The sequence below is a fragment of the Streptomyces sp. NPDC102490 genome (assembly GCF_044765285.1).
GTDB lineage: Bacteria > Actinomycetota > Actinomycetes > Streptomycetales > Streptomycetaceae > Streptomyces.
Genome location: NZ_JBIWJU010000010.1, coordinates 236055 through 261698 on the forward strand (window position 1 = coordinate 236055; position 25644 = coordinate 261698).

The 25644-nt window shown below is 70.4% G+C and carries 26 protein-coding genes; 17 read left to right on the plus strand and 9 right to left on the minus strand.

From position 1 onward, the window contains the following. The first annotated feature begins 11 nt into the window (after nucleotides 1-11). The 5 genes from ACIRGB_RS24205 (at nucleotide 12) to pgi (ending at nucleotide 4680) form a co-directional block, all read left to right on the plus strand. Complete coding sequence (locus tag ACIRGB_RS24205; RefSeq protein WP_403868710.1) at nucleotides 12-1223, plus strand: phosphoglycerate kinase; 1212 nt, start codon at nucleotides 12-14, stop codon at nucleotides 1221-1223. A 5-nt stretch (nucleotides 1224-1228) separates the two neighbouring features. Beyond that, nucleotides 1229-2005, plus strand: coding sequence for a triose-phosphate isomerase (tpiA, locus tag ACIRGB_RS24210; RefSeq protein ID WP_403868713.1), 777 nt, complete (start codon nucleotides 1229-1231; stop codon nucleotides 2003-2005). A gap of 135 nt (nucleotides 2006-2140) precedes the next feature. Beyond that, nucleotides 2141-2377, plus strand: coding sequence for a preprotein translocase subunit SecG (secG, locus tag ACIRGB_RS24215; protein ID WP_078535794.1), 237 nt, complete (start codon nucleotides 2141-2143; stop codon nucleotides 2375-2377). Nucleotides 2378-2590: 213 nt separating this feature from the next. Then, on the plus strand, nucleotides 2591-2926 hold the full coding sequence (locus tag ACIRGB_RS24220) for an RNA polymerase-binding protein RbpA (protein WP_003976875.1): 336 nt from the start codon (nucleotides 2591-2593) through the stop codon (nucleotides 2924-2926). A 101-nt stretch (nucleotides 2927-3027) separates the two neighbouring features. Beyond that, nucleotides 3028-4680, plus strand: a complete 1653-nt coding sequence (pgi, locus tag ACIRGB_RS24225; RefSeq protein ID WP_403868718.1) for a glucose-6-phosphate isomerase — start codon at nucleotides 3028-3030, stop codon at nucleotides 4678-4680. A gap of 129 nt (nucleotides 4681-4809) precedes the next feature. On the opposite strand, the gene pgl is transcribed toward pgi, so the two are convergent. From pgl to tkt, 5 genes are read right to left on the minus strand one after another with little or no spacing between them, the layout of a single operon-like run. Continuing rightward, nucleotides 4810-5595 carry a 6-phosphogluconolactonase gene (gene pgl / locus ACIRGB_RS24230; RefSeq protein ID WP_403868721.1) on the minus strand — a complete coding sequence of 262 codons (786 nt, stop codon included), beginning with the start codon at nucleotides 5593-5595 and terminating at the stop codon, nucleotides 4810-4812. Then, nucleotides 5592-6644, minus strand: a complete 1053-nt coding sequence (gene opcA / locus ACIRGB_RS24235; protein ID WP_403868724.1) for a glucose-6-phosphate dehydrogenase assembly protein OpcA — start codon at nucleotides 6642-6644, stop codon at nucleotides 5592-5594. Before opcA ends, pgl begins: the two co-directional genes overlap by 4 nt. After that, nucleotides 6641-8164, minus strand: a complete 1524-nt coding sequence (zwf, locus tag ACIRGB_RS24240) for a glucose-6-phosphate dehydrogenase (protein ID WP_398912563.1) — start codon at nucleotides 8162-8164, stop codon at nucleotides 6641-6643. Before zwf ends, opcA begins: the two co-directional genes overlap by 4 nt. A gap of 3 nt (nucleotides 8165-8167) precedes the next feature. Beyond that, nucleotides 8168-9286 (minus strand): transaldolase, encoded by a 1119-nt coding sequence (gene tal, locus ACIRGB_RS24245; protein ID WP_123623157.1) that lies wholly within the window; start codon nucleotides 9284-9286, stop codon nucleotides 8168-8170. A gap of 34 nt (nucleotides 9287-9320) precedes the next feature. Next, on the minus strand, nucleotides 9321-11408 hold the full coding sequence (gene tkt / locus ACIRGB_RS24250) for a transketolase (protein ID WP_403868728.1): 2088 nt from the start codon (nucleotides 11406-11408) through the stop codon (nucleotides 9321-9323). Nucleotides 11409-11780: 372 nt separating this feature from the next. On the opposite strand from tkt, the gene ACIRGB_RS24255 reads away from it, so the two are divergent. The 4 genes from ACIRGB_RS24255 to ACIRGB_RS24270 all read left to right on the plus strand — a co-directional run bounded on the left by ACIRGB_RS24255 (nucleotide 11781) and on the right by ACIRGB_RS24270 (nucleotide 15186). After that, nucleotides 11781-12767 (plus strand): heme o synthase, encoded by a 987-nt coding sequence (locus ACIRGB_RS24255; protein WP_403869122.1) that lies wholly within the window; start codon nucleotides 11781-11783, stop codon nucleotides 12765-12767. Between the two features lie 94 nt (nucleotides 12768-12861). Then, nucleotides 12862-13230 (plus strand): hypothetical protein, encoded by a 369-nt coding sequence (locus ACIRGB_RS24260; protein WP_403868731.1) that lies wholly within the window; start codon nucleotides 12862-12864, stop codon nucleotides 13228-13230. Nucleotides 13231-13296: 66 nt separating this feature from the next. After that, nucleotides 13297-14403 carry an amidohydrolase family protein gene (locus ACIRGB_RS24265; protein ID WP_403868734.1) on the plus strand — a complete coding sequence of 369 codons (1107 nt, stop codon included), beginning with the start codon at nucleotides 13297-13299 and terminating at the stop codon, nucleotides 14401-14403. Nucleotides 14404-14442: 39 nt separating this feature from the next. Further along, a complete protein-coding gene (locus ACIRGB_RS24270) occupies nucleotides 14443-15186 on the plus strand; it encodes a nucleotidyltransferase (protein WP_403868737.1) in 744 nt (247 codons plus the stop codon). On the opposite strand, the gene ACIRGB_RS24275 is transcribed toward ACIRGB_RS24270, so the two are convergent. From ACIRGB_RS24275 to ACIRGB_RS24290, 4 genes are all read right to left on the minus strand, one after another. Then, nucleotides 15141-16163, minus strand: coding sequence for a heme A synthase (locus ACIRGB_RS24275; protein ID WP_403868739.1), 1023 nt, complete (start codon nucleotides 16161-16163; stop codon nucleotides 15141-15143). The two genes, ACIRGB_RS24270 and ACIRGB_RS24275, sit on opposite strands and share 46 nt — an antisense overlap. 54 nt (nucleotides 16164-16217) lie before the next feature. After that, nucleotides 16218-16934: an ABC transporter permease gene (locus tag ACIRGB_RS24280; RefSeq protein WP_403869125.1), complete on the minus strand. Its 717-nt coding sequence runs from the start codon at nucleotides 16932-16934 to the stop codon at nucleotides 16218-16220. A gap of 62 nt (nucleotides 16935-16996) precedes the next feature. Beyond that, on the minus strand, nucleotides 16997-17920 hold the full coding sequence (locus tag ACIRGB_RS24285; RefSeq protein ID WP_403868742.1) for an ABC transporter ATP-binding protein: 924 nt from the start codon (nucleotides 17918-17920) through the stop codon (nucleotides 16997-16999). 76 nt (nucleotides 17921-17996) lie between these two features. Further along, nucleotides 17997-18785 (minus strand): aminoglycoside N(3)-acetyltransferase, encoded by a 789-nt coding sequence (locus ACIRGB_RS24290; protein ID WP_403868745.1) that lies wholly within the window; start codon nucleotides 18783-18785, stop codon nucleotides 17997-17999. A 171-nt stretch (nucleotides 18786-18956) separates the two neighbouring features. On the opposite strand from ACIRGB_RS24290, the gene ACIRGB_RS24295 reads away from it, so the two are divergent. From ACIRGB_RS24295 to ACIRGB_RS24330, 8 genes are read left to right on the plus strand one after another with little or no spacing between them, the layout of a single operon-like run. After that, nucleotides 18957-19727, plus strand: a complete 771-nt coding sequence (locus ACIRGB_RS24295) for a helix-turn-helix transcriptional regulator (RefSeq protein WP_403868748.1) — start codon at nucleotides 18957-18959, stop codon at nucleotides 19725-19727. Beyond that, on the plus strand, nucleotides 19724-21145 hold the full coding sequence (sufB, locus tag ACIRGB_RS24300; RefSeq protein WP_003976894.1) for a Fe-S cluster assembly protein SufB: 1422 nt from the start codon (nucleotides 19724-19726) through the stop codon (nucleotides 21143-21145). Before ACIRGB_RS24295 ends, sufB begins: the two co-directional genes overlap by 4 nt. A 60-nt stretch (nucleotides 21146-21205) precedes the next feature. After that, a complete protein-coding gene (gene sufD / locus ACIRGB_RS24305; protein ID WP_403868753.1) occupies nucleotides 21206-22390 on the plus strand; it encodes a Fe-S cluster assembly protein SufD in 1185 nt (394 codons plus the stop codon). Beyond that, nucleotides 22387-22704, plus strand: a complete 318-nt coding sequence (locus ACIRGB_RS24310) for a non-heme iron oxygenase ferredoxin subunit (protein WP_003976896.1) — start codon at nucleotides 22387-22389, stop codon at nucleotides 22702-22704. Before sufD ends, ACIRGB_RS24310 begins: the two co-directional genes overlap by 4 nt. Nucleotides 22705-22711: 7 nt before the next feature. Then, nucleotides 22712-23476, plus strand: a complete 765-nt coding sequence (sufC, locus tag ACIRGB_RS24315) for a Fe-S cluster assembly ATPase SufC (RefSeq protein WP_403868757.1) — start codon at nucleotides 22712-22714, stop codon at nucleotides 23474-23476. After that, complete coding sequence (locus ACIRGB_RS24320) at nucleotides 23473-24729, plus strand: cysteine desulfurase (RefSeq protein WP_403868760.1); 1257 nt, start codon at nucleotides 23473-23475, stop codon at nucleotides 24727-24729. Before sufC ends, ACIRGB_RS24320 begins: the two co-directional genes overlap by 4 nt. Nucleotides 24730-24746: 17 nt before the next feature. Then, on the plus strand, nucleotides 24747-25217 hold the full coding sequence (sufU, locus tag ACIRGB_RS24325) for a Fe-S cluster assembly sulfur transfer protein SufU (protein ID WP_403868763.1): 471 nt from the start codon (nucleotides 24747-24749) through the stop codon (nucleotides 25215-25217). Next, the gene (locus ACIRGB_RS24330; RefSeq protein ID WP_059301801.1) at nucleotides 25214-25546 is read left to right on the plus strand and encodes a metal-sulfur cluster assembly factor; all 333 of its coding nucleotides are present in this window, start codon (nucleotides 25214-25216) and stop codon (nucleotides 25544-25546) included. Before sufU ends, ACIRGB_RS24330 begins: the two co-directional genes overlap by 4 nt. Nucleotides 25547-25644: the final 98 nt, after the last annotated feature.

The following is a 25644-nucleotide window of genomic DNA, read 5'->3' on the forward strand; positions in this document are numbered from 1 at the left end:
CAGGAGCCCTCTTGAAGACGATCGACGAACTGCTCTCCGAAGGCGTCGCGGGCAAGCGCGTCTTCGTCCGCGCCGACCTGAACGTCCCGCTGGACGGCACCGCCATCACCGACGACGGCCGCATCCGTGCCGTGGTGCCCACCGTCAAGGCCCTGGCCGACGCCGGCGCCCGCGTGATCGTGGCCTCGCACCTGGGCCGCCCCAAGGGCGCCCCGGACCCCGCCTTCTCCCTCGCCCCGGCCGCCGCCCGCCTCGGTGAACTGCTCGGCGCCGACGTCGCCTTCGCCGAGGACACGGTCGGCAGCTCCGCCGAGGCCGTCGTCTCCGGCCTCGCCGACGGCGGCGTCGCCGTCATCGAGAACCTGCGCTTCAACGCCGGTGAGACCAGCAAGGACGACGCCGAGCGCGCCGCCTTCGCCGACCGGCTGGCCGGCCTCGCGGACGTCTACGTCGGCGACGGCTTCGGCGCGGTGCACCGCAAGCACGCGTCCGTCTTCGACCTGCCGAAGCGGCTGCCGCACTACGCCGGGTACCTCATCGCCACCGAGGTCGGCGTGCTGAAGAAGCTCACCGACGACGTGCAGCGCCCGTACGTGGTCGCCCTCGGCGGCGCCAAGGTCTCCGACAAGCTCGCCGTCATCGACCAGCTGCTCGGCAAGGCCGACCGGCTGCTCATCGGCGGCGGCATGGCGTACACCTTCCTCAAGGCCAAGGGGTACGAGGTCGGCATCTCCCTGCTCCAGGAGGACCAGATCCCGGCGGTCAAGGAGTACATCGAGCGCGCCGAGAAGAACGGCGTCGAGCTGGTCCTGCCCGTCGACGTGCTGGTCGCGCCCGAGTTCCCCGACCTCAAGACGAAGGCCCCGGCCAACCCCACCACCGTCGCCGCGGACGCCATCCCGGCCGACCAGGAGGGTCTGGACATCGGTCCCGAGACCCGCAAGCTGTACGCATCGAAGCTCGCCGACGCCGCCACCGTCTTCTGGAACGGCCCCATGGGCGTCTTCGAGCACCCCGACTACGCCGAGGGCACCAAAGCGGTCGCCCAGGCCCTCGTCGACGCCCCGGGCTTCACCGTGGTCGGCGGCGGCGACTCCGCCGCGGCCGTGCGCACGCTCGGCTTCGACGAGAACGCATTCGGCCACATCTCGACCGGCGGCGGCGCCTCCCTCGAATACCTCGAGGGCAAGACGCTCCCCGGCCTCGCCGCACTGGAGGACTGACCCCGATGACCACCCGCACGCCGCTGATGGCGGGCAACTGGAAGATGAACCTCAACCACCTGGAGGCCATCGCCCACGTCCAGAAGCTCGCCTTCGCCCTCGCGGACAAGGACTACGACGCCGTCGAGGTCGCCGTCCTCGCCCCCTTCACCGACCTGCGCTCCGTGCAGACCCTGGTCGACGGGGACAAGCTCAAGATCAAGTACGGCGCCCAGGACATCTCCGCGCACGACGGCGGCGCCTACACCGGCGAGATCTCGGGCCCCATGCTGGCCAAGCTGAAGTGCGCGTACGTGGCCGTCGGCCACTCCGAGCGCCGGCAGTACCACGCCGAGACCGACGAGATCGTGAACGCCAAGGTCAAGGCCGCCTACAAGCACGGTCTGACCCCGATCCTGTGCGTCGGCGAGGAGCTGGACGTCCGCGAGGCGGGCAACCACGTCGAGCACACCCTCGCCCAGGTCGAGGGCGGCCTGAAGGACCTCCCGGCCGAGCAGGCCGAGTCCGTCGTGATCGCCTACGAGCCCGTGTGGGCCATCGGCACCGGCAAGGTCTGCGGCGCCGACGACGCCCAGGAGGTCTGCGCGGCGATCCGCGGCAAGCTCGCCGGGCTGTACTCCCAGGAGCTGGCCGACAAGGTCCGCATCCAGTACGGCGGCTCCGTCAAGTCCGGCAACGTCGCCGAGATCATGGCCAAGCCCGACATCGACGGCGCCCTGGTCGGCGGCGCCTCGCTGGACTCGGACGAGTTCGTCAAGATCGTCCGCTTCCGCGACCAGTAGCCGGCGGCCGGTCGAGCGGCAGATCGACCAGTGAGTATGCGCTAGCGGCGATACGTCGTACCCTTGCGGGGGCATGGTGGCCTGCTGTCACCGTGCCCCCGTCGTTCATCCGAATCCGAGGAAGTTGGTCCAGCCGTGGTTTTGGGGTTCTCGATCGCCCTGATCGTCTTCAGCCTGCTGCTGATGCTGCTGGTGCTGATGCACAAGGGGAAGGGCGGCGGCCTCTCCGACATGTTCGGTGGCGGCATGCAGTCGTCCGTCGGCGGCTCCTCGGTCGCCGAGCGCAACCTCGACCGGATCACCGTGGTGGTCGGTCTGTGCTGGTTCGCCTGCATCATGGTGCTCGGCCTGCTCATGAAGGCCAACAACTGAGGGGCCCCGTCGCCCCGTCACACACTTGTGCACGTAAAGCCCCATGTCGGGTACGCGCTTCGGCGCGCCGCCTATCATGGGGCTTGCGTCTGTGCACTGGAGCTTGTAACTCCAAATACTGGACGCGCGTTGGGCCTTACGTAGACTGAGGCGCTCGCAGCGAAGCGAAACGCCGACTCGCTTCGCGGCACCATCACGCAGGGAGTTACGACCGTGGCAAGTGGCAACGCGATCCGGGGAAGCCGGGTCGGGGCGGGGCCGATGGGCGAGGCCGAGCGTGGCGAGTCCGCGCCGCGTCTGCGCATCTCCTTCTGGTGCTCCAACGGACACGAGACACAGCCGAGCTTCGCGAGCGACGCCCAGGTCCCGGAGACCTGGGACTGCCCGCGCTGCGGCTTCCCCGCCGGACAGGACCGGGACAACCCGCCGGACCCGCCGCGCACCGAGCCCTACAAGACCCACCTCGCGTATGTGCGCGAGCGCCGCAGCGACGCGGACGGCGAGGCGATCCTCGCCGAGGCCCTCGCCAAACTGCGCGGCGAGATCTAGTTCCGTCTCCGTCGGACGCCCTCATTCCTGATCATCTAGGTTGGAACAGCTGTACAGCCGGGACAGCTGGGACACCCCAAGGAAGAAGGCTGACGTCCGACATGAACGCAGACGGCCGTACCAGGCTCCACCAGACGCCCGAATGGGCCGCGCTGGCCAAGCACCGCGAGCAGCTCGGCGAGGTGCGGCTGCGCGAGTTGTTCGCCGCGGACCCGGGGCGCGGCACCGGCTGGACGCTCCGCGTGGGAGACCTGTACGTCGACCACTCCAAGCACCTCGCCACCGACGAGACCCTGCGGCTGCTGCGCGAGCTGGCCGCCGCCACCGACGTGTTCGGGCTGCGCGACGCGATGTTCCGCGGTGAGCGCATCAACATCACCGAGGACCGGGCCGTGCTGCACACCGCGCTGCGCGCCCCGCGGGACGCGGTGATCGAGGTCGACGGCGAGAACGTCGTCCCCCAGGTGCACGCCGTGCTCGACAAGATGGCCGGCTTCGCCGACCGGGTCCGGGGCGGCGAGTGGACCGGTCACACCGGCAAGCGCATCAGGAACGTCGTCAACATCGGCATCGGCGGCTCCGACCTCGGTCCGGCCATGGCCTACGAGGCGCTGCGGGCCTTCACCGACCGCTCGCTCACCTTCCGCTTCGTGTCCAACGTGGACGGCGCCGACCTGCACGAGGCGGTCCGGGACCTGGACCCGGCGGAGACGCTGTTCATCATCGCGTCCAAGACGTTCACCACCATCGAGACGATCACCAACGCCACCTCGGCGCGGTCCTGGCTGCTGGCCGCGCTGGGTGACGAAGCCGCGGTGGCCAAGCACTTCGTGGCGTTGTCGACCAACGCCGAGAAGGTCGCCGGGTTCGGCATCGACACGGCCAACATGTTCGAGTTCTGGGACTGGGTCGGCGGCCGGTACTCGTACGACTCGGCGATCGGGCTCTCCCTGATGATCGCCATCGGCCCGGACCGCTTCCGGGAGATGCTCGACGGCTTCCACCTCGTCGACGAGCACTTCCGCACCGCGCCCGCCGAGTCCAACGTGCCTTTGCTGATGGGCCTGTTGGGCGTCTGGTACGGCGACTTCCTGGGCGCACAGTCGCACGCGGTCCTGCCGTACAGCCACTATCTGTCGAAGTTCACCGCGTATCTCCAGCAGTTGGACATGGAGTCCAACGGCAAGTCCGTCGACCGCGACGGGAACCCGGTGGAGTGGCAGACGGGGCCGGTGGTGTGGGGCACGCCGGGCACCAACGGGCAGCACGCGTACTACCAGCTGATCCACCAGGGCACGAAGCTGATCCCGGCGGACTTCATCGGCTTCGCGCGGCCGGTGGGCGAGTTGAGCGACGGACTGAAGGCCCAGCACGACCTGCTGATGGCCAACTTCTTCGCGCAGACCCAGGCGCTCGCCTTCGGCAAGACCCCGGACGAGGTACGCGCCGAGGGAGTGCCCGAGGAACTGGTCCCGCACAAGACCTTCCGCGGCAACCGTCCGACGACGACGATCCTCGCCCGCGAGCTGACTCCGTCGGTGCTGGGGCAGCTCGTCGCGCTGTACGAGCACAAGGTGTTCGTGCAGGGCGCGGTGTGGCACGTCGATTCGTTCGACCAGTGGGGTGTGGAGCTGGGGAAGGTGCTGGCCAAGCGGGTAGAGCCGGCCCTCACCGAGGGGGCGGACGTGCCCGGCCTCGATCCGTCCACGGCCGCGCTGGTCGCCGTCTATCGGGAGATGCGCGGGCGGGTGTGAACGTGCCGAAGGGACGGCGAGGGTTTTCGCCCCCGCCGCCCCTTCCCGTTCCCGTCCCTGGGGGCTGCCGCCCCCAGACCCCCGCTTTCGGCCTGGACGGCCTCGTCCTCAAGCGCCGGACGGGCTGGATTATGCCGACGCCGGTGGGTAGAGGGATCTCGGCAGTTGGGACGCCGCTGCCGAGTCCAGTAGCCACAGGGTGCGGGCGCGGCCCCGGGCGCCCGCTGCCGGGGCCTGGATCTCGCCCGCGCCCGACAGGGCCATCGCCACCGCGTTCGCCTTGTCCTCGCCCGCCGCGAGCAGCCACACCTCACGGGCGGCGCGGATCGCGGGCAGGGTCAGGGAGATACGGATGGGCGGCGGCTTGGGGGAGCCGTGGACGCCGATCACCGTGCGCTCCGTCTCCCGGACTCCGGGGTGCTCCGGGAAGAGCGACGCCACGTGGGTGTCCGGGCCGACGCCGAGGAGCAGGACGTCGAAGGACGGGACCGCGGCGTGGTTCTCCGGAACGGAGGCCGTGGCCAGCTCCTGCGCGTAGGCGGCGGCCGCCGCCTCCACGTCCGAACCGTGGGGGCCGTCGGACGGCGCCATCGCGTGCACCCGCTTCGGGTCCAGCGGCACCGTGTCGAGCAGCGCCGCACGCGCCTGGGTCACGTTGCGCTCCGGGTCGCCCTCCGGCAGGAAGCGCTCGTCGCCCCACCACAGGTCGAGCCGGCCCCAGTCGATCGCGTCCCGGGCCGGGGAGCCGGCCAGGGCCGCGAGCAGGCCGTTGCCGTTGCGACCGCCGGTGAGGACCACGGACGCGCTGCCCCGGGAGGCCTGCGCGTCCACGATCTTCGTGATCAGGCGGGCCGCCGCGGCCTCGGCCATCAGCTCCTTGTCACGGTGCACGACCAGCTGCGGGGTGTCGCTCATTTCGCCGCCGCCTTCCTCACCGGTGCCTTCTCCTGCGCCGCGTCCTTCGCGGGAGCCTTCGCGACCGTCCCGACGGGAGCGGCGGCCGCGACGGCGCCCTCGTCGGCCGGGTCTCCTTTGGCCGGTGCGTTCAGCCGGTCCAGGCCGTACCGCAGCGCCGAGGCGTACGTGTCGTCCGGGTCCAGGCGCCGCAGCTCCTCCGCGATCAGCTCGGCCGTGTCACGGCGCTTGAGCGCGACCGCGCGGGCCGGCTGGCCCTGGATGGAGAGGTTGGCCAGCGAGCCGTCGGCGCGGTCCAGGACGACCGGACCGCAGTCGGTGTCCATGCGGACCGCGGTGAGCCCCGGCCCGCTCGACACCGTGCGCTTCACCGGCACGTCCAGCCGGTCGGCGAGCCACATCGCGAGCAGCTCGCAGCTCGGGTTGAATTCCTCGCCCTCCACCTCGACCGACTGCACCTGGCAGTCGACCTGGTCGAGGGCCGCCGCCAGCATCGAGCGCCACGGCGTGATGCGGGTCCACGACAGGTCCGTGTCGCCCGGCGCGTAGGCGTCGGCACGGGCCACCAGCTCCCGTATCGGCTCCTCGCAGGCGTAGGTGTCGGTGACCCGGCGCTGGGCGAGGGCGCCCAGCGGGTCCTTCGCCGGGTCCAGCGGCGCGTTCACCGGCCACCAGACCACGACCGGGGCGTCCGGCAGCAGCAGGGGAAGGACCACCGACTGGGCGTGGTCGACGACGTCGCCGTACAGCCGCAGCACGATCGTCTCGCCGGTGCCCGCGTCGGCGCCGAGGCGCACCTCGGCGTCCAGCCGGGACCGGGTGCGGTCCCGGGGCGAACGCGAGACCCGCTTGATGACCAGGAGCGTGCGCGAGGGGTGCTCGTGCGCGGCGTCGCTCGCGGCCTTCAGGGCGTCGTAGGCGTTCTCCTCGTCGGTGACGATGACCAGGGTGAGCACCATGCCCACGGCCGGGGTCCCGATGGCCCGCCGGCCGAGCACCAGCGCTTTGTTGATCTTGCTGGCCGTGGTGTCCGTGAGGTCGGTCTTCATGGCCGGCGCCAGCTCCGTCCGTCTCGTTCCAGCATGTCGTCCGCCTCGACGGGCCCCCAGGTGCCGGCCGGGTACTGCGCGGGGGTGCCGTGCGCGTCCCAGTACTCCTCGATCGGGTCGAGGATCTTCCAGGACAGCTCGACCTCCTCCGTGCGCGGGAAGAGGTTGGCGTCGCCGAGCAGCACGTCGAGGATCAGGCGCTCGTACGCCTCCGGGCTCGACTCCGTGAAGGACTCGCCGTAGGCGAAGTCCATCGACACGTCCCGGATCTCCATCGACGTGCCCGGCACCTTGGAACCGAAGCGGACGGTGACGCCCTCGTCGGGCTGCACGCGGATGACGATCGCGTTCGAGCCCAGTTCCTCGGTGGCCGTCGTGTCGAAGGGGGAGTGCGGGGCCCGCTGGAAGACGACCGCGATCTCCGTGACCCGGCGGCCGAGCCGCTTGCCGGTGCGCAGGTAGAAGGGGACGCCCGCCCAGCGGCGGTTGTCGATGCCGACCTTGATCGCGGCGTAGGTGTCGGTCTTCGACTTGGGGTCGATGCCCTCCTCCTCCAGGTAGCCGACGGCCTTGGCACCGCCCTGCCACCCGGCCGCGTACTGGCCGCGCACGGTGTCGCGGCCCAGGTCCTTGGGGAGCCGGACCGCGCCGAGCACCTTGGTCTTCTCCGCCGCCAGCGCGTCCGCGTCGAAGGAGGCGGGCTCCTCCATGGCGGTCAGGGCGAGCAGCTGGAGCAGGTGGTTCTGGATGACGTCGCGGGCCGCGCCGATGCCGTCGTAGTAGCCGGCCCGGCCGCCGATGCCAATGTCCTCGGCCATGGTGATCTGGATGTGGTCCACGTAGGACCGGTTCCAGATCGGCTCGAACATCGTGTTGGCGAAGCGCAGCGCCAGGATGTTCTGGACGGTCTCCTTGCCCAGGTAGTGGTCGATGCGGAAGACCTGGTCGGAGCCGAAGACCTCGTGGACGATCGCGTTCAGTTCCTCGGCCGACTTCAGGTCGTGGCCGAACGGCTTCTCGATCACCGCGCGCCGCCAGGAGCCGCCCGTCTGGTCGGCGAGACCGTGCTTCTTCAGCTGCTGGATGACCACCGGGAAGGACTTCGGCGGCACCGACAGGTAGAAGGCGAAGTTGCCGCCCGTGCCCTGTGCCTTGTCCAGTTCCTCGATGGTGCCGCGCAGCCGCTCGAAGGCGTCGTCGTCGTCGAAGGTGCCCTGGACGAAGCGCATCCCCTGGATGAGCTGCTGCCAGACCTCCTCGCGGAACGGCGTGCGGGAGTGTTCCTTGACGGCGTCGTGCACGACCTGGGCGAAGTCCTCGTGCTCCCAGTCGCGGCGGGCGAACCCGACGAGCGAGAAGCCCGGCGGCAGCAGGCCCCGGTTGGCGAGGTCGTACACGGCGGGCATGAGCTTCTTGCGGGACAGATCGCCGGTGACGCCGAAAATGACCAGACCCGACGGCCCCGCGATGCGCGGGAGCCGTCGGTCTGCGGGGTCACGCAGCGGGTTGCTGCTTGACAATTCTCAGCCCTTCGAGGGAGCGAGGCGCTTGAGCTCCGCCTCCGTGGACTTCAGCAGGTCGTTCCAGGCGTCCTCGAACTTGTCGACGCCTTCCTTCTCCAGGAGCTGGACCACCTCGTCGTAGGAGATCCCGAGCTTCTCGACCGCGTCGAGGTCCGCGCGGGCCTGCTCGTACGTCCCGGAGACGGCGTCCCCGGTGATCTCGCCGTGGTCCTCGGTGGCGAACAGCGTCGCCTCCGGCATGGTGTTCACCGTGTTGGGCGCGACCAGGTCGGTGACGTACATGGTGTCGCTGTACGCCTTGTCCTTGACGCCGGTCGACGCCCACAGCGGACGCTGCTTGTTGGCGCCGGCCTTCTCCAGGGCGGCCCAGCGGTCGGTGCCGAAGACCTCCTCGTACGCCTGGTAGGCGAGGCGGGCGTTCGCGATGGCGGCCTTGCCGCGCAGCGCCTTGGCCTCGTCGGTGCCCAGCGCGTCGATCCGCTTGTCGATCTCGGTGTCCACGCGGGACACGAAGAAGGACGCCACGGAGTGGATCTGCGACAGGTCCAGGCCGCGCTCCTTGGCCTTCTCCAGGCCGGTCAGGAAGGCGTCCATGACCTTGCGGTAGCGCTCCAGCGAGAAGATCAGCGTGACGTTGACGCTGATGCCCAGGCCGATGGTCTCCGCGATCGCCGGGATGCCGGCCTCGGTGGCCGGGATCTTGATGAGCGTGTTGGGCCGGTCCACCAGCCAGGCCAGCTGCTTGGCCTCGGCGACCGTCGCGCGGGTGTTGTGGGCGAGGCGCGGGTCGACCTCGATGGAGACCCGGCCGTCCTTGCCGCCGGTGTTGTCGAACACCGGGCGCAGGATGTCGGCGGCGTCGCGGACGTCCGCCGTGGTGATCATGCGGATGGCCTCTTCCACCGTCACCTCGCGGGCGGCGAGGTCGGTGAGCTGCGTGTCGTAGCCGTCGCCCTGCGAGATCGCCTTCTGGAAGATCGAGGGGTTGGTGGTGACGCCCACGACGTGCTGCTGGTCGATCAGCTCGGCGAGGTTGCCGGACGTGATCCGCTTGCGCGACAGGTCGTCCAGCCAGATCGCGACGCCTTCATCGGAGAGGCGCTTGAGTGCGTCTGTCATGGAAAATGCATCTCCTACGTGTCGTGTATGGGCGTCAGCGCTGGGCCGCGGCGAGTGATTCCCGCGCGGCGGAGGCCACGTTCTCGGCGGTGAAACCGAACTCCTTGAAGAGCACCTTGGCGTCCGCCGAAGCACCGAAGTGCTCCAGGGAGACGATCCGGCCGGCGTCCCCCACGTACTTGTGCCAGGTCAGGCCGATCCCGGCCTCGACCGCGACACGGGCCCTCACGGACGGGGGCAGGACGCTGTCCCGGTACCCCTGGTCCTGCTGCTCGAACCACTCCACGGACGGCATGGACACCACACGGGTCGGCACACCGTCGGCCTGGAGCTGCTCGCGCGCCTCGACGGCGACGTGCACCTCGGAACCGGTGGCGATGAGGACGACCTGCGCCTCGCCGCCTTCGGCGTCGAACAGCACGTAGCCGCCCTTGGCCGCGTCCTCGTTCGGCTCGTACGTCGGCACACCCTGGCGGGTCAGCGCCAGACCGTGCGGCTGGCCCTTGCCGAACTCCTTCGTCCAGCGGCGCAGGATCTCCCGCCAGGCGATCGCCGTCTCGTTGGCGTCGGCCGGACGGACCACGTTCAGGCCCGGGATGGCGCGCAGCGAGGCCAGGTGCTCGACCGGCTGGTGGGTCGGACCGTCCTCGCCCAGACCGATGGAGTCGTGCGTCCACACGTACGTCACCGGCAGGTGCATCAGCGCGGACAGCCGTACCGCGTTGCGCATGTAGTCGGAGAAGACCAGGAACGTTCCGCCGTAGATGCGGGTGTTCCCGTGCAGCGCGATGCCGTTCATCTCCGCGGCCATCGCGTGCTCGCGGATGCCGAAGTGGATGGTGCGGCCGTACGGGTCCGCCTCCGGCAGCGGGTTGCCCGCGGGGAGGAAGGACGACGTCTTGTCGATCGTCGTGTTGTTCGAGCCCGCGAGGTCGGCCGAGCCGCCCCACAGCTCCGGGATCACCGCGCCGAGCGCCTGGAGCACCTTGCCGGACGCGGCGCGGGTGGCCAGGCCCTTGCCCGCCTCGAAGACCGGGATCTTCTCCTCCCAGCCCGCGGGCAGCTCGCCCTTGGCGACGCGGTCGTACTCGGCGGCGCGCTCCGGGTTGTTGTCCCGCCACTGCTGGAAGGACTTCTCCCACACCGCGCGGGCCGCCTGGCCCTTCTCCAGCGCCCTGCGGGTGTGCTCGATGACCTCGTCGGAGACCTCGAAGGACTTCTCCGGGTCGAAGCCCAGGACGCGCTTGGTCGCCGCGACCTCGTCGTCGCCGAGCGCCGAGCCGTGCGCGGCCTCGGTGTTCTGCGCGTTCGGGGCGGGCCAGGCGATGATCGAGCGCATGGCGATGAAGGACGGCCGGTCGGTGACCCGCTTCGCCTCCTCGATCGCGTCGTAGATCGCGCTCGGGTCCAGGTCGCCGTCCGGCTTGGGGGCGACGCGCTGGACGTGCCAGCCGTACGCCTCGTACCGCTTGCAGGTGTCCTCGGAGACCGCGGTCTCGGTGTCGCCCTCGATGGAGATGTGGTTGTCGTCCCACAAAAGCACCAGGTTGCCGAGCTTCTGGTGCCCGGCCGTCGAGGACGCCTCGGCGGAGATGCCCTCCTGGAGGCAGCCGTCACCGGCGATGCAGAAGACGAAGTGGTCGAACGGGGAGGTGCCCTCGGGGGCCTCCGGGTCGAACAGACCGCGCTCGTAGCGGGCGGCCATCGCCATGCCCACCGCGTTGGCCACGCCCTGGCCCAGCGGACCGGTCGTGGTCTCCACGCCCGTGGTGTGGCCGTACTCCGGGTGACCGGGGGTCTTGGAGCCCCAGGTGCGGAAGGACTCGAGGTCCGCCAGCTCCAGGCCGAAGCCGGCCAGGTACAGCTGGGTGTAGAGGGTCAGGGACGAGTGGCCCGCGGACAGCACGAAACGGTCGCGCCCGACCCAGTTCGCGTCGGCGGGGTCGTGCCGCATCACCTTCTGGAAGAGGGTGTAGGCGGCGGGCGCCAGGCTCATCGCCGTACCCGGATGGCCGTTGCCAACCTTCTGTACGGCATCGGCGGCCAGGACGCGGGCGGTGTCCACGGCCCGCTGGTCCAGTTCGGTCCACTCGAGGTCTGTGGTGGTCGGCTTGGTGCTCACCCTGAGTCAGGGCTCCTCTCCACATGTCGGTTGCCGGTGCACGCGTGCACGGGCTGCCGGCGCGTCCGTGAGTCGGCCGGCCATTGCCGAGCCTACCCCCGTAAGTACGTGCGTTTTTCCGCTGGAAACCAGACTGCCGGGACTCTTGTGGATCCGCCTGTCGACTGGGCGAAACCGCATTCGGCAAGTGAATACGGAGCCGCTCATCTGACCGCTCAATCGACTCTCCGAACGCACGTCGGAGCACCCCCGCCAACACGAGCCCACCCCCGCGAAGGCCGAGGTATGGGCAACGTCTAAAGTGGCGTGGTACGCGCGAGCCTTTACCGCCGCTTCCTACGCGGGAGGCTCGCTGGGATGTCTCTGTCAGGGGTGTGCGTGACGGCCGTTGAATCCCGTCCTGCGGGTGGGGGTACCTCCCATGCCCTTAAGGCAATGGGGGATATCGGGACGAGCCAGAGCCCGAGTCACCGGCCGTTCGGGGCCCGTGTCAAGGCGTTCGTGGCACTGACCAAGCCGCGGATCATCGAGCTTCTGCTGATCACCACCGTTCCGGTGATGTTCCTCGCGGAACAGGGTGTTCCGAATCTGAAGCTGGTGCTGCTGACCTGCGTCGGCGGTTATCTGTCGGCCGGCGGCGCCAACGCGCTGAACATGTACATCGACCGCGACATCGACGCGCTGATGGACCGGACCTCGCAGCGCCCGCTGGTGACCGGCATGGTCAGCCCGGCCGAATGCCTCGTCTTCGGCATCGCCCTGGCGATCGTCTCCACGCTGCTGTTCGGGTTCACCGTCAACTGGCTGTCGGCCTGGCTCTCGCTCGGCGCGCTCCTCTTCTACGTCGTCGTCTACACGATGATCCTCAAGCGCCGTACCTCGCAGAACATCGTCTGGGGCGGCATCGCCGGCTGTCTGCCGGTGCTCATCGGCTGGTCGGCCGTGACCAACTCGATGTCCTGGGCGCCGATCATCCTCTTCGGGGTGATGTTCTTCTGGACGCCGCCGCACTACTGGCCGCTGTCCATGAAGGTCAAGGAGGACTACGCGCGCGTCGGCGTGCCGATGCTCCCGGTGATCGCGTCCAACAAGGTGGTCGCCCGGCAGATCGTCATCTACAGCTGGGTGATGGTCGTCGTGTCGCTGCTGCTGACGCCGCTCGGCTACACCGGCTGGTTCTACACGGCGGTCGCCGTGGCGGCCGGCGGCATGTGGCTGTGGGAGGCGCACGGGCTCCAGAACCGTGCCAAGGCCGAGGTGACCGGCGGCAAGCTCAAGGAGATGCGGCTCTTCCACTGGTCCATCACCTACGTGTCGGTGCTGTTCCTCGCCATCGCGGTGGACCCCTTCCTGCGTTGAGACGCTGAAGACCCCGTGTACGGGCGGGGTGCGTGGTCAAGGCCACGCACCCCGCCCGTCGCCGTTTGAGCTACCCGTCGGTAGCATCCTGGTCATGGCAGACACGCAGCAGGTGGACACGGAGCAGGCCGGCACGAAGACCGGCTGGGCCGACCGGTGGGCCGCGTACGAGGTGACCCGGACGGCCCGGCGGATCGCATCCTTCGCCAAGGCCCACGGCGGCGCCGAGGCCCAGGTGGCCCATCTCGGTGAGCGCGGCGCCCGGATCGTACTGGTCGGCGAGGACGGCGCCTGGGGCGACCTGGTCGCGCGCACCCACGAGGGCGCGCTGAAGGCCGTCGAGCAGTCCAAGGTCACCGTCCACGAGGACTTCGACGGCGACTTCGCCGCCAAGGTCACCACGGGCCGCTACGAGTGGTCGCGCATGGCGGGCATCCAGGTCGGCGGGCCCAGCAACACCTGAGACCGGGTTCACCCGTTAGGACCGTAGGAAGCCGCAAGGCGCACGGTCCCAGCACGGGGAGCCCGGATGATCGAAACGCCGACCCTGGTGGACCAGTACTGCCACGGCGTCCTGAGAACGGAGCTGGGCCTCGGCACCTTCGAGGCCCAGCTGGCCCGCACCGAGGGGCCGCCCGCACCGGGCACCACCCTCTTCGACACCCAGACCGGCTTCGCGGTACGCCGCTGGTGCCCGCCCCTGCTCGGCCTGGAACCGCACTGCCCGCCCGCCCGCTACCTGGCCCGGCGCCGTGAACTGGGCGTCATGGAGGCCGACCGCCGGCTGCTGCGCGGCAGCGGCATCACCACCTACCTGGTCGACGCGGGACTGCCCGGAGACCTCACCGGGCCCACCGAGATGGCCACCGCGGCGGACGCGGACACCCGCGAGATCGTGCGCCTGGAACTCCTCGCCGAGCAGGTCGCCGACACCTCAGGCACCGTCGAGTCCTTCCTCGCCAACCTCGCCGAGGCCGTGCACGGCGCCGCCGTGCACGCGGTCGCCTTCACCTCCGTCGCCGGGGTACGGCACGGCCTGGCACTCGCCCCGGAGCCGCCGGGACCCGGCGAGGTGCGCGGGGCCGCCGCCCGCTGGCTGACCGGACGCGAGGTCGGCGGGGAGCTGAGCGACCCGGTGCTGCTGCGCCACCTGCTGTGGATCGCCGTCGCCTCGGGCCTGCCGCTCCAGCTGCACGCGGGCCTCGGCGAACCGGGCCTGCGCATCGACCGCACCGACCCGGTCCTGCTCACCGACTTCGTCCGGGCCACCGTCGGACTCGGCACCGACCTGGTCCTGCTGCACGGCTACCCCTACCACCGCCACGCCGCCCACCTGGCCGGCGTCTTCCCGCACGTCTACGCCGACTCCGGCGCCGCCCTGGTGCGCACCGGCGCCCGCGCGGCGACGGTCCTCGCGGAGATCCTGGAGCTGGCCCCGTTCGGCAAGATCCTGTTCTCCAGCGGCGCCCAGGGCCTGCCGGAGCTGCACGTGGTCGCCGCCCGGCTCTTCCGCGAGGCCCTCGGCCGGGTGCTGGGCACCTGGGTGGCCGAGGGGGCGTGGTCGCCCGGGGACGCGCAACGGGTGGCGGGGATGATCGCCTCGGGGAACGCCGGGCGGGTGTACGGGCTGGAGTGACGGCTGTACACGCCGGAGTCGGTCGTCGAGACTGGCCGCATGCCGACCGACGCCTTGCTCGACCGCTTCCTCACCGGCCTCACGCCCTTCGACCCCGTCGCCGTCTGGGCGCACGGCTCACTGGGCGCGGGGGACTACCAGGAGGGCCGCAGCGACCTGGACCTGATCGCGGTCCTGCCCCGGCCGGCCACCGCCCGCACGGCCTGGCGGCTCGGGCTGCTCCACGCCCGGCTGCGCGCCGAACCCCTGGCCGGACTGCTGCACTGCACGTACCTGTCGCCGGACACGGTCGCCGACCCCGACCAGCGGCATCTGACCTGGGCCCACCAGCAGCTCTTCAAGCGGACGGTCACCCCGGTCACCCGGCGCGAACTCCACAGCTTCGGCCGCGTCCTGCACGGCGAGCCGCCGGAGCAGTTGCTGCCCCCGGTGGGGGACGCGGAGCTGGCCGCGTTCGTCGTCCGCGACCAGCGGGACTACTGGCGGGCGCACGTGCGCCGGGCGGAGTTGTGGCGGCAGGACGTCTGGGTCGACCTGGGCCTGCTCACCTTCGCCCGCGCGACCGTCACGCTGCGCGAGGGCCGCCTGATCACCAAGCGGGAGGCCCTGGACGAGCTGCCCGCCCTCGGCGCTCCCGGCGAGGTCGTCCAGGACATCACCGAACGGCGGTACGGGAACGGCACGCGACCCGCGGCCACGGCGGAGTGGACCGCCCGCCGCGCCGAGCTGACCCGGAGCTACCTGGGACCGGCCATCGACACGCTGGTGGCGTCGTACTCCTGAGCGGGCAGCCCGGGCACCGTCTCCTCGGGCCGCTCGCGCAGCGCCAGCAGCACCCGCAGCACCGCGATCCACACCAGGCACGAGCCGAACATGTGCAGGCCGACCAGGACCTCGGGCAGGTCGGTGAAGTACTGGACGTACCCGATGACCCCCTGGGCGAGCAGCACCAGGAACAGGTCGCGGGTGCGGGCCGGCGGGCCCTTGGGCGCGTCGACCGCCTTCAGCACGAACCACAGGGCGAACGTCAGCGTCACCACGATCCACGCCAGGACGGCGTGCGCCTTGCTGATCGTCTCCCAGTCGACCGGCATCCGCGGCACGTCGCTGGAGTCGCCCGCGTGCGGGCCGGCGCCGGTGACCACGGTGCCGACCACGACCAGCAGCGCGGAGACGACGACCAGCACCCACACCAGCTGCCGCACGGACGTGCCGACCAGCGGGCGCGGTGCCGTGTCGCCCTCCCGGGTGCGCTGCCACATCACCGTGGCCAGGGTCAGCAGCGCCGTCGTCGCCACGAAGTGGGCCGCGACCGTGTACGGGTTGAGGCCGACGAGCACGACGATGCCACCGAGCACCGCGTTGCTCATCACCACCCAGAACTGCGCCCACCCCAGCAGGGTGAGGCTGCGCCGGTACGGCTTCTGCGAGCGGGCGGCGATGATCGCCCAGCCGACCGCGGCGCACAGCACGTAGGTCAGCATGCGGTTGCCGAACTCGATGATGCCGTGGAAGCCCATCTCGCTCGTGGTGGTCAGCGAGTCGTCGGTGCACTTGGGCCAGGTCGGGCAGCCGAGCCCGGAGCCGGTGAGCCGGACGGCGCCGCCGGTGACGACGATGACCACGGACATCACGAGAGGCGCGAGGGCCGCCCGCTGGACCGTCCGGGGGTGCGGGGTCCAGTGCGCGGCGATGAAGGCGAGCGGATTGCGCACGGCGGCTGCGACGTCGGCGCGGGTCACGTTTGGCACGCCGTCCATCGTAGGCGCCCGCTTGTGCACGCGTTCACGAGGGTCGGTCTCCGGCATGTGTTCCTACTCCCAGCGGAAGAACTTCCCGGCGGCCGCGAGCCCCACGACCGCCCACGCGGCGAGGATGCCCAGGTCGCCCCAGGGCATCGAGGCCCCGTGCTGGAGGACGTCCCGCAGCCCGTCCGACAGGGCGGAGATCGGCAGCAGCCCCAGCACGTCCCGCGCCGCGTCCGGGAACCTGTCCAGCGGCACGATCACGCCGCCGCCCACCAGGAGCAGCAGGAAGACCAGGTTGGCGGCGGCCAGTGTGGCCTCCGCCTTGAGCGTGCCCGCCATCAGCAGCCCGAGCCCGGAGAAGGCGGCGGTGCCGAGGACCAGGAGCAGCAGCACGGCCGCCGGGTTGCCGTGCGGCGACCAGCCCAGCGCGAAGGCGATCACCGTGAGCAGCACGATCTGGAGCACCTCGGTGACCAGGACCGAGGCCGTCTTCGCGGTCATCAGGGCCCAGCGCGGCAGGGGGGAGGCCGCCAGCCGCTTCAGCACCCCGTACCGGCGCTCGAAACCGGTGGCGATGGCCTGCCCCGTGAACGCCGTCGACATCACGGCCAGCGCGAGGATGCCGGGGGCGAGGAAGTCGACCGCCTCGCCCGCTCCGGTGTCGATGATGTCCACGGAGCTGAACAGGGCGAGCAGCAGCGTCGGGATGATCACCGTCAGCAGCAGCTGCTCGCCGTTGCGCAGCAGCATCTTCGTCTCGAGCACGGCCTGCGCCGCGATCATCCGCCCGAGCGGCGCGGCGCCGGGCCTGGGCGCGTACGTCCCCGTGGTCCCTGTCGTGGTGGTCACCCGCGCAGCTCCTTGCCGGTCAGCTCCAGAAAGACGTCCTCCAGTGTGTGCCGCTCCACCGAGATGCGGTCCGGCATCACCCCGTGCTGGGCGCACCAGGAGGTCACCGTCGCGAGCAGCTGGGGGTCGACCTCGCCGTTCACCCGGTAGGAGCCCGGGGTCAGCTCGGCGGCCGCGGAGTCCGGGGGCAGCGCCTTGAGCAGGGACGCGACGTCCAGTCCCGGGCGGCCCGTGAAGCGCAGGGTGTTCTCGGCGCCGCCGCGGCACAGCTGCTCGGGGGAGCCCTGGGCGACGACCCGGCCGGTGTCGACGATGGCCACGTCGTCGGCCAGCTGCTCGGCCTCGTCCATGTGGTGCGTGGTGAGGATCACCGAGACCCCGTCGGCGCGCAGGTCCCGCACGAGGTCCCAGGTGGCGCGGCGGGCCTGCGGGTCGAGGCCGGCGGTCGGCTCGTCCAGGAACACCAGCTCGGGGCGCCCGACCACGGCCATCGCGAGGGCGAGGCGCTGCTGCTGCCCGCCCGAGAGCCTGCGGTACGTGGTGCGGCCGCACGAGCCCAGCCCGAGCCGCTCGATCAGCGCGTCGACGTCCAGCGGGTGCGCGTGCAGTTTCGCCACGTGGCGCAGCATCTCGTCGGCGCGGGCACCGGAGTAGACGCCGCCGGACTGGAGCATGACGCCGATCCGAGGGCGCAGCTCGGGGCCCTGTCTCACCGGATCGAGGCCCAGCACGCGCACCGTGCCGGAGTCCGGCCGCCGGTACCCCTCGCAGGTCTCGACCATGGTCGTCTTGCCCGCCCCGTTGGGGCCGAGCACGGCGGTGACGCCCGGGCGGGCCACCAGGTCGAGGCCGTTCACCGCGGTCTTCGTGCCGTACCGCTTCACCAGGGCCTGGACCTGGACCACGGGCTCACTTCGCATGGGTCACGAGTCTAGGGAGACGGACGACCGGCCGGGCGCGGGGGTGTGGAAAACCTCCTGGAACCCGGGACGGGACTCACTCGCGAGGGCGGTGCACGGGCAGCCATCGCTCGGCGTAGGCGACCGCGTCCGGCAGCGGGAACAGGCGTACGTCGGCCCCGCCGACCCGGCCGCGCACGACGGGCCGGTCCCGCTCGAAGTCGTGGCCCAGTTCGCCGAAGCGCTCCGAGGTGATCGACACCTCGGTCACCCGCTCCCAGCCCACCGGCCCCGGGCGCCCCACCTCCACCAGCGGGGCGGGGATCCGGTACTCGGCGAGGTGGAAGGCGGTGCACGCGTCGTAGCCCGCGCCGAGCAGCAGGACCCGGGCGCCCAGCCGCTCCAGCGTGGCCAGCGGGCTGCGCTCGCCCAGCCGGCAGTCCCGCGCGTGGCCCGCGACCACCTCGTCGGCGCGGGCGCCGAGGGCCGCGAAGGACGTCTGCGGATGGGCGCTGCGCCGGGCGCCCGGCCAGGTGCGCACCGTCTCCGGGACCACCCCGACGCCGCGCGAGGGCGAGATCAGCGGGTCGTAGGCGGGTGTCGCCGCCCGCACGGTCTCCCACCACTCCTCGGGCACCGGCGGGCTGGTCCACAGGGCCGGGTCCGAGAGGTCGCCGGTCTGGGTCGGGACCACCAGGGTGCCGCTCGGGCCGAGCACGTCCAGCAGCGCCTGGACGACCGCCACGGGGCCTCCGCAGACCCAGCCGAGCGCGCTGAGGGAGGAGTGCACGAGGAGGGTGTCGCAGGTGTGCACACCCAGTTCGCGCAGCCCGGCGGCGAGCGTGCCGCGGGTGACGAGTGGGCCGGTCGGAGGGGGTGTGGGCATGCGGGGGAGTGTTCCGGAAGCGGCTCGCGGACGCCAGTGGGTTCCCCCGCCGCTGATCGATCAAAGATCGTTTCCGCAGGTCACCTTAGGTATGCCTAAGTGACGCAGGGCACCGTCCGATGATCGGGACGCGGCTTGCCCGCCCCGGAGGAATTACGCAACAATGGCGTTGTGAAAAACGTCGGCGAGGCTCCGCAGGAGGAACTCGCGACCGGTGAGCGGTCCACCCGCAACCGTGTCGCGCGCTCCATCCTGGACCACGGGCCGTCCACCGTCGCCGAGCTCGCCGGACGCCTGGGCCTGACCCAGGCCGCCGTCCGGCGCCACCTCGACGCCCTGGTCGCCGACGACGTGGTGGAGGCCCGTGAGCAGCGGGTCTACGGCACGCGCACGCGCGGGCGGCCCGCCAAGGTCTTCGCGCTCACCGACTGCGGCCGGGACGCCTTCGACCAGTCGTACGACAAGCTGGCCGCCGACGCCCTGCGCTGGATCGCCGAGCAGGAGGGCGGGGAGCAGGCGATCGCCGCCTTCGCCCGCGCCCGGATCGCCGCCCAGTCGGGCGCGTACCGCGCGGCCGTCGAGTCCGTCCCCGCCGAGCGGCGCACCGAAGCGCTGGCCAAGGCGCTGAGCACGGACGGGTACGCTGCTACCGCGCGGAGCGCACCCCACCCCCAGCAGGGCGAGCAGCTGTGCCAGCACCACTGCCCGGTCGCCCACGTCGCGGAGCAGTTCCCGCAGCTGTGCGAGGCGGAGACGGAATTTTTCGCCGAGCTGCTCGGTACGCATGTACAGCGCCTGGCGACCATCGCGCACGGCGACGGGGTGTGCACCACGTTCATTCCGAAGACTTCGAAGCCCCCCGAGACGTCCGAGACGGCTTCCGAGACGATTTCCACGACCCACAACGCATCCGCAAGCACGGCCGGGAGGAACCCCGCATGACTCTCCCCACGGAGACTGCTCACCCTGAGCTCGAGGGCCTGGGCAAGTACGAATACGGCTGGGCCGACTCCGACACGGCCGGCGCCTCTGCCAAGCGCGGCATCAACGAGGACGTCGTCCGCGACATCTCCGCGAAGAAGAACGAGCCGGAGTGGATGACCAAGCTCCGTCTCAAGGGCCTGCGCCTCTTCGAGAAGAAGCCCATGCCGAACTGGGGCTCGGACCTGTCGGGGATCGACTTCGACAACATCAAGTACTTCGTGCGCTCCACGGAGAAGCAGGCGGAGTCCTGGGAGGACCTGCCCGAGGACATCAAGAACACGTACGACAAGCTCGGCATCCCCGAGGCGGAGAAGCAGCGCCTCGTCGCCGGTGTCGCCGCGCAGTACGAGTCGGAGGTCGTCTACCACCAGATCCGCGAGGACCTGGAGGAGCAGGGCGTCATCTTCCTGGACACCGACACGGCCCTGAAGGAGCACCCGGAGCTCTTCAAGGAGTACTTCGGCACCGTCATCCCCGTCGGTGACAACAAGTTCGCCTCGCTGAACAGCGCCGTGTGGTCCGGCGGCTCCTTCATCTACGTGCCGAAGGGCGTGCACGTCGAGATCCCGCTCCAGGCCTACTTCCGCATCAACACGGAGAACATGGGCCAGTTCGAGCGGACCCTGATCATCGTCGACGAGGGTGCCTACGTGCACTACGTCGAGGGCTGCACCGCGCCGATCTACAAGTCGGACTCGCTGCACTCCGCCGTGGTCGAGATCATCGTCAAGAAGAACGCCCGCTGCCGCTACACGACCATCCAGAACTGGTCGAACAACGTCTACAACCTGGTCACCAAGCGCGCCGTGGCGTACGAGGGCGCGACCATGGAGTGGATCGACGGCAACATCGGCTCCAAGGTGACGATGAAGTACCCGGCCGTCTACCTGATGGGCGAGCACGCCAAGGGCGAGACCCTGTCCATCGCCTTCGCGGGCGAGGGCCAGCACCAGGACGCCGGCTCCAAGATGGTCCACATGGCGCCGAACACCTCCTCCAACATCGTCTCGAAGTCCGTGGCGCGCGGCGGCGGCCGCACCTCCTACCGCGGTCTCGTCGAGATCGGCGAGGGCGCCCACGGCTCCAAGTCGAACGTGCTGTGCGACGCGCTGCTCGTCGACACCATCTCCCGCTCCGACACGTACCCGTACGTGGACGTCCGCGAGGACGACGTGTCCATGGGCCACGAGGCGACCGTCTCCAAGGTCTCCGAGGACCAGCTCTTCTACCTGATGAGCCGCGGACTGAGCGAGTTCGAGGCGATGGCGATGATCGTGCGCGGCTTCGTCGAGCCGATCGCCAAGGAGCTGCCCATGGAGTACGCCCTCGAGCTGAACCGGCTGATCGAGCTGCAGATGGAGGGCGCGGTCGGCTGACCCCGCCCCCCACCGCAGTCCCCAGATCCAGGAACGTAGGAAGAGAGCAGACCGACAGCCATGGCTGAGGCTCAGAACATCCCCGTGGGGTCCACCACCGCGGGCCAGATCGCGGTGGCCGCCGAGTCGACCGTCGCCACGCGCATGAGCGCACCCGCGTCCTTCGACGTGGCGGACTTCCCGGTCCCCCACGGCCGCGAGGAGGAATGGCGGTTCACCCCGCTCGAGCGGCTGCGCGGACTGCACGACGGCACCGCCGTCGCCACCGGTGACGGCGTGAAGGTCGACATCGAGGCGCCCGAGGGCGTCGTCGTCGAGACCGTCGGCCGCGACGACGCGCGTATCGGCCGCGCCGGGACCCCCGTGGACCGGGTCGCCGCCCAGGCCTACTCGGCGTTCGAGAAGGCCGGCGTGATCACCGTCCCCAAGGAGACGGTCCTCACCGAGCCGATCCGCATCGTCGTGCAGGGCGAGGGCGGCACCGCCTACGCCCACCAGGTCGTCGAGCTGGGCGCCTTCGCCGAGGCCGTGGTCGTCATCGACCACTCCGGTGACGCGGTGCTCGCCGCCAACGTCGACTACGTCCTGGGCGACGGCGCCAAGCTGACCGTCGTCTCCGTCCAGGACTGGGACGACAAGGCCGTGCACGTCGGCCAGCACAACGCGCTGATCGGCCGCGACGCCACCTTCAAGTCCTTCGTGGTCACCTTCGGCGGCGACCTGGTCCGCCTGCACCCGCGCGTGGCCTACGCGGGGCCCGGCGGCGAGGCCGAGCTGTTCGGCCTGTACTTCACCGACGCGGGCCAGCACCAGGAGCACCGCCTCCTGGTCGACCACAACGTCCCGCACTGCAAGTCGAACGTCGTCTACAAGGGCGCGCTCCAGGGCGACGACGCGCACGCGGTCTGGATCGGCGACGTGCTCATCGAGGCCGCGGCCGAGGGCACCGACACCTACGAGATGAACCGCAACCTCGTCCTCACCGACGGCGCGCGGGTCGACTCGGTGCCGAACCTGGAGATCGAGACCGGCGAGATCGTCGGCGCCGGTCACGCCTCCGCCACCGGCCGCTTCGACGACGAGCAGCTCTTCTACCTGATGGCGCGCGGCATCCCCGAGCTGGACGCCCGCCGCCTGGTGGTCCGCGGCTTCTTCGCCGAGCTGGTCCAGCAGATCGGCGTCGCCGACATCGAGGAGCGCCTCCTCACCAAGATCGAAGAGGAGCTGGAGGCGTCGGTCGCATGACCTTCGTACGCGTCTGTGGAGCGGACGAGCTGGAGGAGGACACCCCGAAGCGGGTGGAACTCGACGGCACGCCGATCTCCGTCGTGCGGACCGAGGGCGAGCTGTTCGCGATCCACGACATCTGCTCGCACGCGAACGTCTCCCTCGCCGAGGGCGAGGTCGACGACTGCCACATCGAGTGCTGGCTGCACGGCTCGCGCTTCGACCTCCGGTCCGGCAAGCCCGACAGTCTTCCGGCGACGCGCCCCGTCCCCGTATACCCCGTAAAGATCGAAGGGGACGACGTGCTCGTCTCCCTCACCCAGGAGTCCTGAGGCACCCATGGCAACGCTTGAAATCCGAGACCTGCACGTCACCGTCGAGGCCGACAACGCCACGAAGGAGATCCTCAAGGGCGTCGACCTCACCGTGAAGCAGGGCGAGACGCACGCCATCATGGGCCCCAACGGCTCCGGCAAGTCGACCCTCGCCTACTCGCTGGCGGGTCACCCCAAGTACACGATCACCGGCGGCACCGTCACCCTCGACGGCGAGGACGTCCTGGAGATGTCCGTCGACGAGCGCGCCCGCGCCGGCCTCTTCCTCGCCATGCAGTACCCGGTCGAGGTCCCCGGCGTCTCCGTCTCCAACTTCCTGCGCACCTCCGCCACCGCCGTCCGCGGCGAGGCCCCCAAGCTGCGGCACTGGGTCAAGGAGGTCAAGGAGGCCATGGAGCGCCTCAACATGGACCCCGCCTTCGCCGAGCGCAACGTCAACGAGGGCTTCTCCGGCGGTGAGAAGAAGCGCCACGAGATCCTCCAGCTGGAGCTGCTCAGGCCGAAGGTCGCCATCCTCGACGAGACCGACTCCGGCCTGGACGTCGACGCCCTGCGCGTCGTCTCCGAGGGCGTCAACCGGGTCCGCGAGACCGGCGAGGTCGGCACGCTGCTGATCACGCACTACACGCGCATCCTGCGCTACATCAAGCCCGACTTCGTCCACGTGTTCTCCGCCGGCCGCATCGTCGAGTCCGGCGGCGCCGAGCTCGCCGACAAGCTGGAGAACGAGGGCTACGAGGCATACACGAAGGGTGGCGTATCCGCGTGACACAGCTGCCGGGCCTCCTCGACACCGAGGCGATCCGCAAGGACTTCCCCATCCTGGACCGCCAGGTCCACGACGGGCACAAGCTCGTGTACCTGGACAACGCGGCGACCAGCCAGAAGCCGCGACAGGTGCTGGACGCGCTCAGCGAGTACTACGAGCGCTACAACGCCAACGTCCACCGCGGCGTGCACGTCCTCGCCGAGGAGGCCACGGCGCTGTACGAGGGCGCGCGCGACAAGGTCGCGGAGTTCATCAACGCGCCCTCGCGCGACGAGGTGATCTTCACCAAGAACGCCTCGGAGTCCCTCAACCTGGTCGCCAACATGCTGGGCTGGGCCGACGAGCCCTACCGCGTGGACCACGAGACCGAGATCGTCATCACGGAGATGGAGCACCACTCCAACATCGTGCCGTGGCAGCTGCTGGCGCAGCGCACCGGCGCGAAGCTCCGCTGGTTCGGTCTCACGGACGACGGCCGCCTGGACCTGTCCAACATCGACGAGGTCATCACCGAGAAGACGAAGATCGTCTCCTTCGTGCTGGTCTCCAACATCCTGGGCACCCAGAACCCGGTCGAGGCGATCGTGCGCCGCGCCCAGGAGGTCGGCGCGCTGGTGTGCGTCGACGCCTCCCAGGCCGCGCCGCACATGCCGCTGGACGTACAGGCCCTCCAGGCCGACTTCGTGGCCTTCACCGGCCACAAGATGTGCGGCCCGACCGGCATCGGCGTCCTGTGGGGCCGCCAGGAACTGCTGGAGGACCTCCCGCCGTTCCTCGGCGGCGGCGAGATGATCGAGACCGTCTCGATGCACTCCTCCACCTACGCCCCGGCACCGCACAAGTTCGAGGCGGGCACGCCGCCGGTCGCGCAGGCGGTCGGTCTCGGCGCGGCGATCGACTACCTCGACGCGATCGGCATGGACAAGATCCTCGCCCACGAGCACGCGCTGACCGAGTACGCGGTCAAGCGGCTGCTGGAGGTCCCGGACCTGCGCATCATCGGCCCCACCACGGCCGAGGAGCGCGGCGCCGCGATCTCCTTCACCCTGGGCGACATCCACCCGCACGACGTGGGCCAGGTCCTCGACGAGCAGGGCATCGCGGTCCGGGTCGGCCACCACTGCGCCCGTCCCGTCTGCCTGCGCTACGGAATTCCTGCGACCACGCGAGCGTCGTTCTATCTGTACTCCACGCCGGCCGAGATCGACGCGCTGGTCGACGGCCTGGAGCACGTACGGAACTTCTTCGGCTGACGGGACGAGCGAAGAGCATGAAGCTGGACTCCATGTACCAGGAAGTCATCCTGGACCACTACAAGAACCCGCACGGGCGGGGCTTGCGGGATGGCGACGCCGAGGTCCACCACGTCAACCCCACCTGCGGTGACGAGATCACGCTCCGCGTGAAGTACGACGGCACGACGATCAGCGACGTCAGCTACGAGGGCCAGGGCTGCTCCATCAGCCAGGCGAGCGCCTCCGTGCTGAACGACCTGCTGGTCGGCAAGGACCTCGCCCAGGCGCAGCGCATCCAGGAGACCTTCCTGGAGCTGATGCAGTCCAAGGGCAAGCTCGAGCCGGACGACGCCATGGAGGAGGTCCTGGAGGACGCGGTCGCGTTCGCCGGGGTCTCGAAGTACCCGGCCCGGGTCAAGTGCGCCCTGCTGAGCTGGATGGCCTGGAAGGACGCGACGGCCCAGGCGCTGGAAGGCGCCGACGCCGAGAAGGAGACGACGGCATGAGCGAGACCCTGGAGATGAAGCCGGCCTCGGAGGAGGAACTCCGCGAGGCCCTGATGGACGTCGTGGACCCCGAGCTGGGCATCGACGTCGTCAACCTCGGCCTGATCTACGGCATCCACGTCGACGACGCGAACATCGCCACCATCGACATGACCCTGACGTCGGCGGCCTGTCCGCTGACCGACGTGATCGAGGACCAGGCCAAGTCCGCCACGGACGGCCTGGTCAGCGAGCTGCGCATCAACTGGGTGTGGATGCCGCCGTGGGGCCCCGACAAGATCACGGACGACGGGCGCGAGCAGCTGCGCGCGCTCGGGTTCAACGTCTGAGCCACCCCGGCACGACGGCGCGATGGCTGTCGGCACGACGGTTGTCGGCATAACGGCTGTGGAGAACGGCGACACCTTCGGGTGTCGCCGTTCTCGCG

Bases quoted from the DNA above. Each gene is read 5' to 3' on its own strand.
- sufC (WP_403868757.1), top strand. From the start codon at position 22,712: ATGGCAACGCTTGAAATCCGAGACCTGCACGTCACCGTCGAGGCCGAC.
- ACIRGB_RS24330 (WP_059301801.1), top strand. From the start codon at position 25,214: ATGAGCGAGACCCTGGAGATGAAGCCGGCCTCGGAGGAGGAACTCCGC.
- tpiA (WP_403868713.1), top strand. From the start codon at position 1,229: ATGACCACCCGCACGCCGCTGATGGCGGGCAACTGGAAGATGAACCTC.
- pgl (WP_403868721.1), bottom strand. From the start codon at position 5,595: ATGAGCGACACCCCGCAGCTGGTCGTGCACCGTGACAAGGAGCTGATG.
- ACIRGB_RS24285 (WP_403868742.1), bottom strand. From the start codon at position 17,920: ATGCGAAGTGAGCCCGTGGTCCAGGTCCAGGCCCTGGTGAAGCGGTAC.
- ACIRGB_RS24270 (WP_403868737.1), top strand. From the start codon at position 14,443: ATGCCGACCGACGCCTTGCTCGACCGCTTCCTCACCGGCCTCACGCCC.
- tal (WP_123623157.1), bottom strand. From the start codon at position 9,286: ATGACAGACGCACTCAAGCGCCTCTCCGATGAAGGCGTCGCGATCTGG.
- sufU (WP_403868763.1), top strand. From the start codon at position 24,747: ATGAAGCTGGACTCCATGTACCAGGAAGTCATCCTGGACCACTACAAG.
- sufB (WP_003976894.1), top strand. From the start codon at position 19,724: ATGACTCTCCCCACGGAGACTGCTCACCCTGAGCTCGAGGGCCTGGGC.
- ACIRGB_RS24290 (WP_403868745.1), bottom strand. From the start codon at position 18,785: ATGCCCACACCCCCTCCGACCGGCCCACTCGTCACCCGCGGCACGCTC.
- sufD (WP_403868753.1), top strand. From the start codon at position 21,206: ATGGCTGAGGCTCAGAACATCCCCGTGGGGTCCACCACCGCGGGCCAG.
- ACIRGB_RS24265 (WP_403868734.1), top strand. From the start codon at position 13,297: ATGATCGAAACGCCGACCCTGGTGGACCAGTACTGCCACGGCGTCCTG.
- ACIRGB_RS24280 (WP_403869125.1), bottom strand. From the start codon at position 16,934: ATGATCGCGGCGCAGGCCGTGCTCGAGACGAAGATGCTGCTGCGCAAC.
- ACIRGB_RS24310 (WP_003976896.1), top strand. From the start codon at position 22,387: ATGACCTTCGTACGCGTCTGTGGAGCGGACGAGCTGGAGGAGGACACC.
- ACIRGB_RS24260 (WP_403868731.1), top strand. From the start codon at position 12,862: ATGGCAGACACGCAGCAGGTGGACACGGAGCAGGCCGGCACGAAGACC.
- opcA (WP_403868724.1), bottom strand. From the start codon at position 6,644: ATGAAGACCGACCTCACGGACACCACGGCCAGCAAGATCAACAAAGCG.
- ACIRGB_RS24275 (WP_403868739.1), bottom strand. From the start codon at position 16,163: ATGGACGGCGTGCCAAACGTGACCCGCGCCGACGTCGCAGCCGCCGTG.
- pgi (WP_403868718.1), top strand. From the start codon at position 3,028: ATGAACGCAGACGGCCGTACCAGGCTCCACCAGACGCCCGAATGGGCC.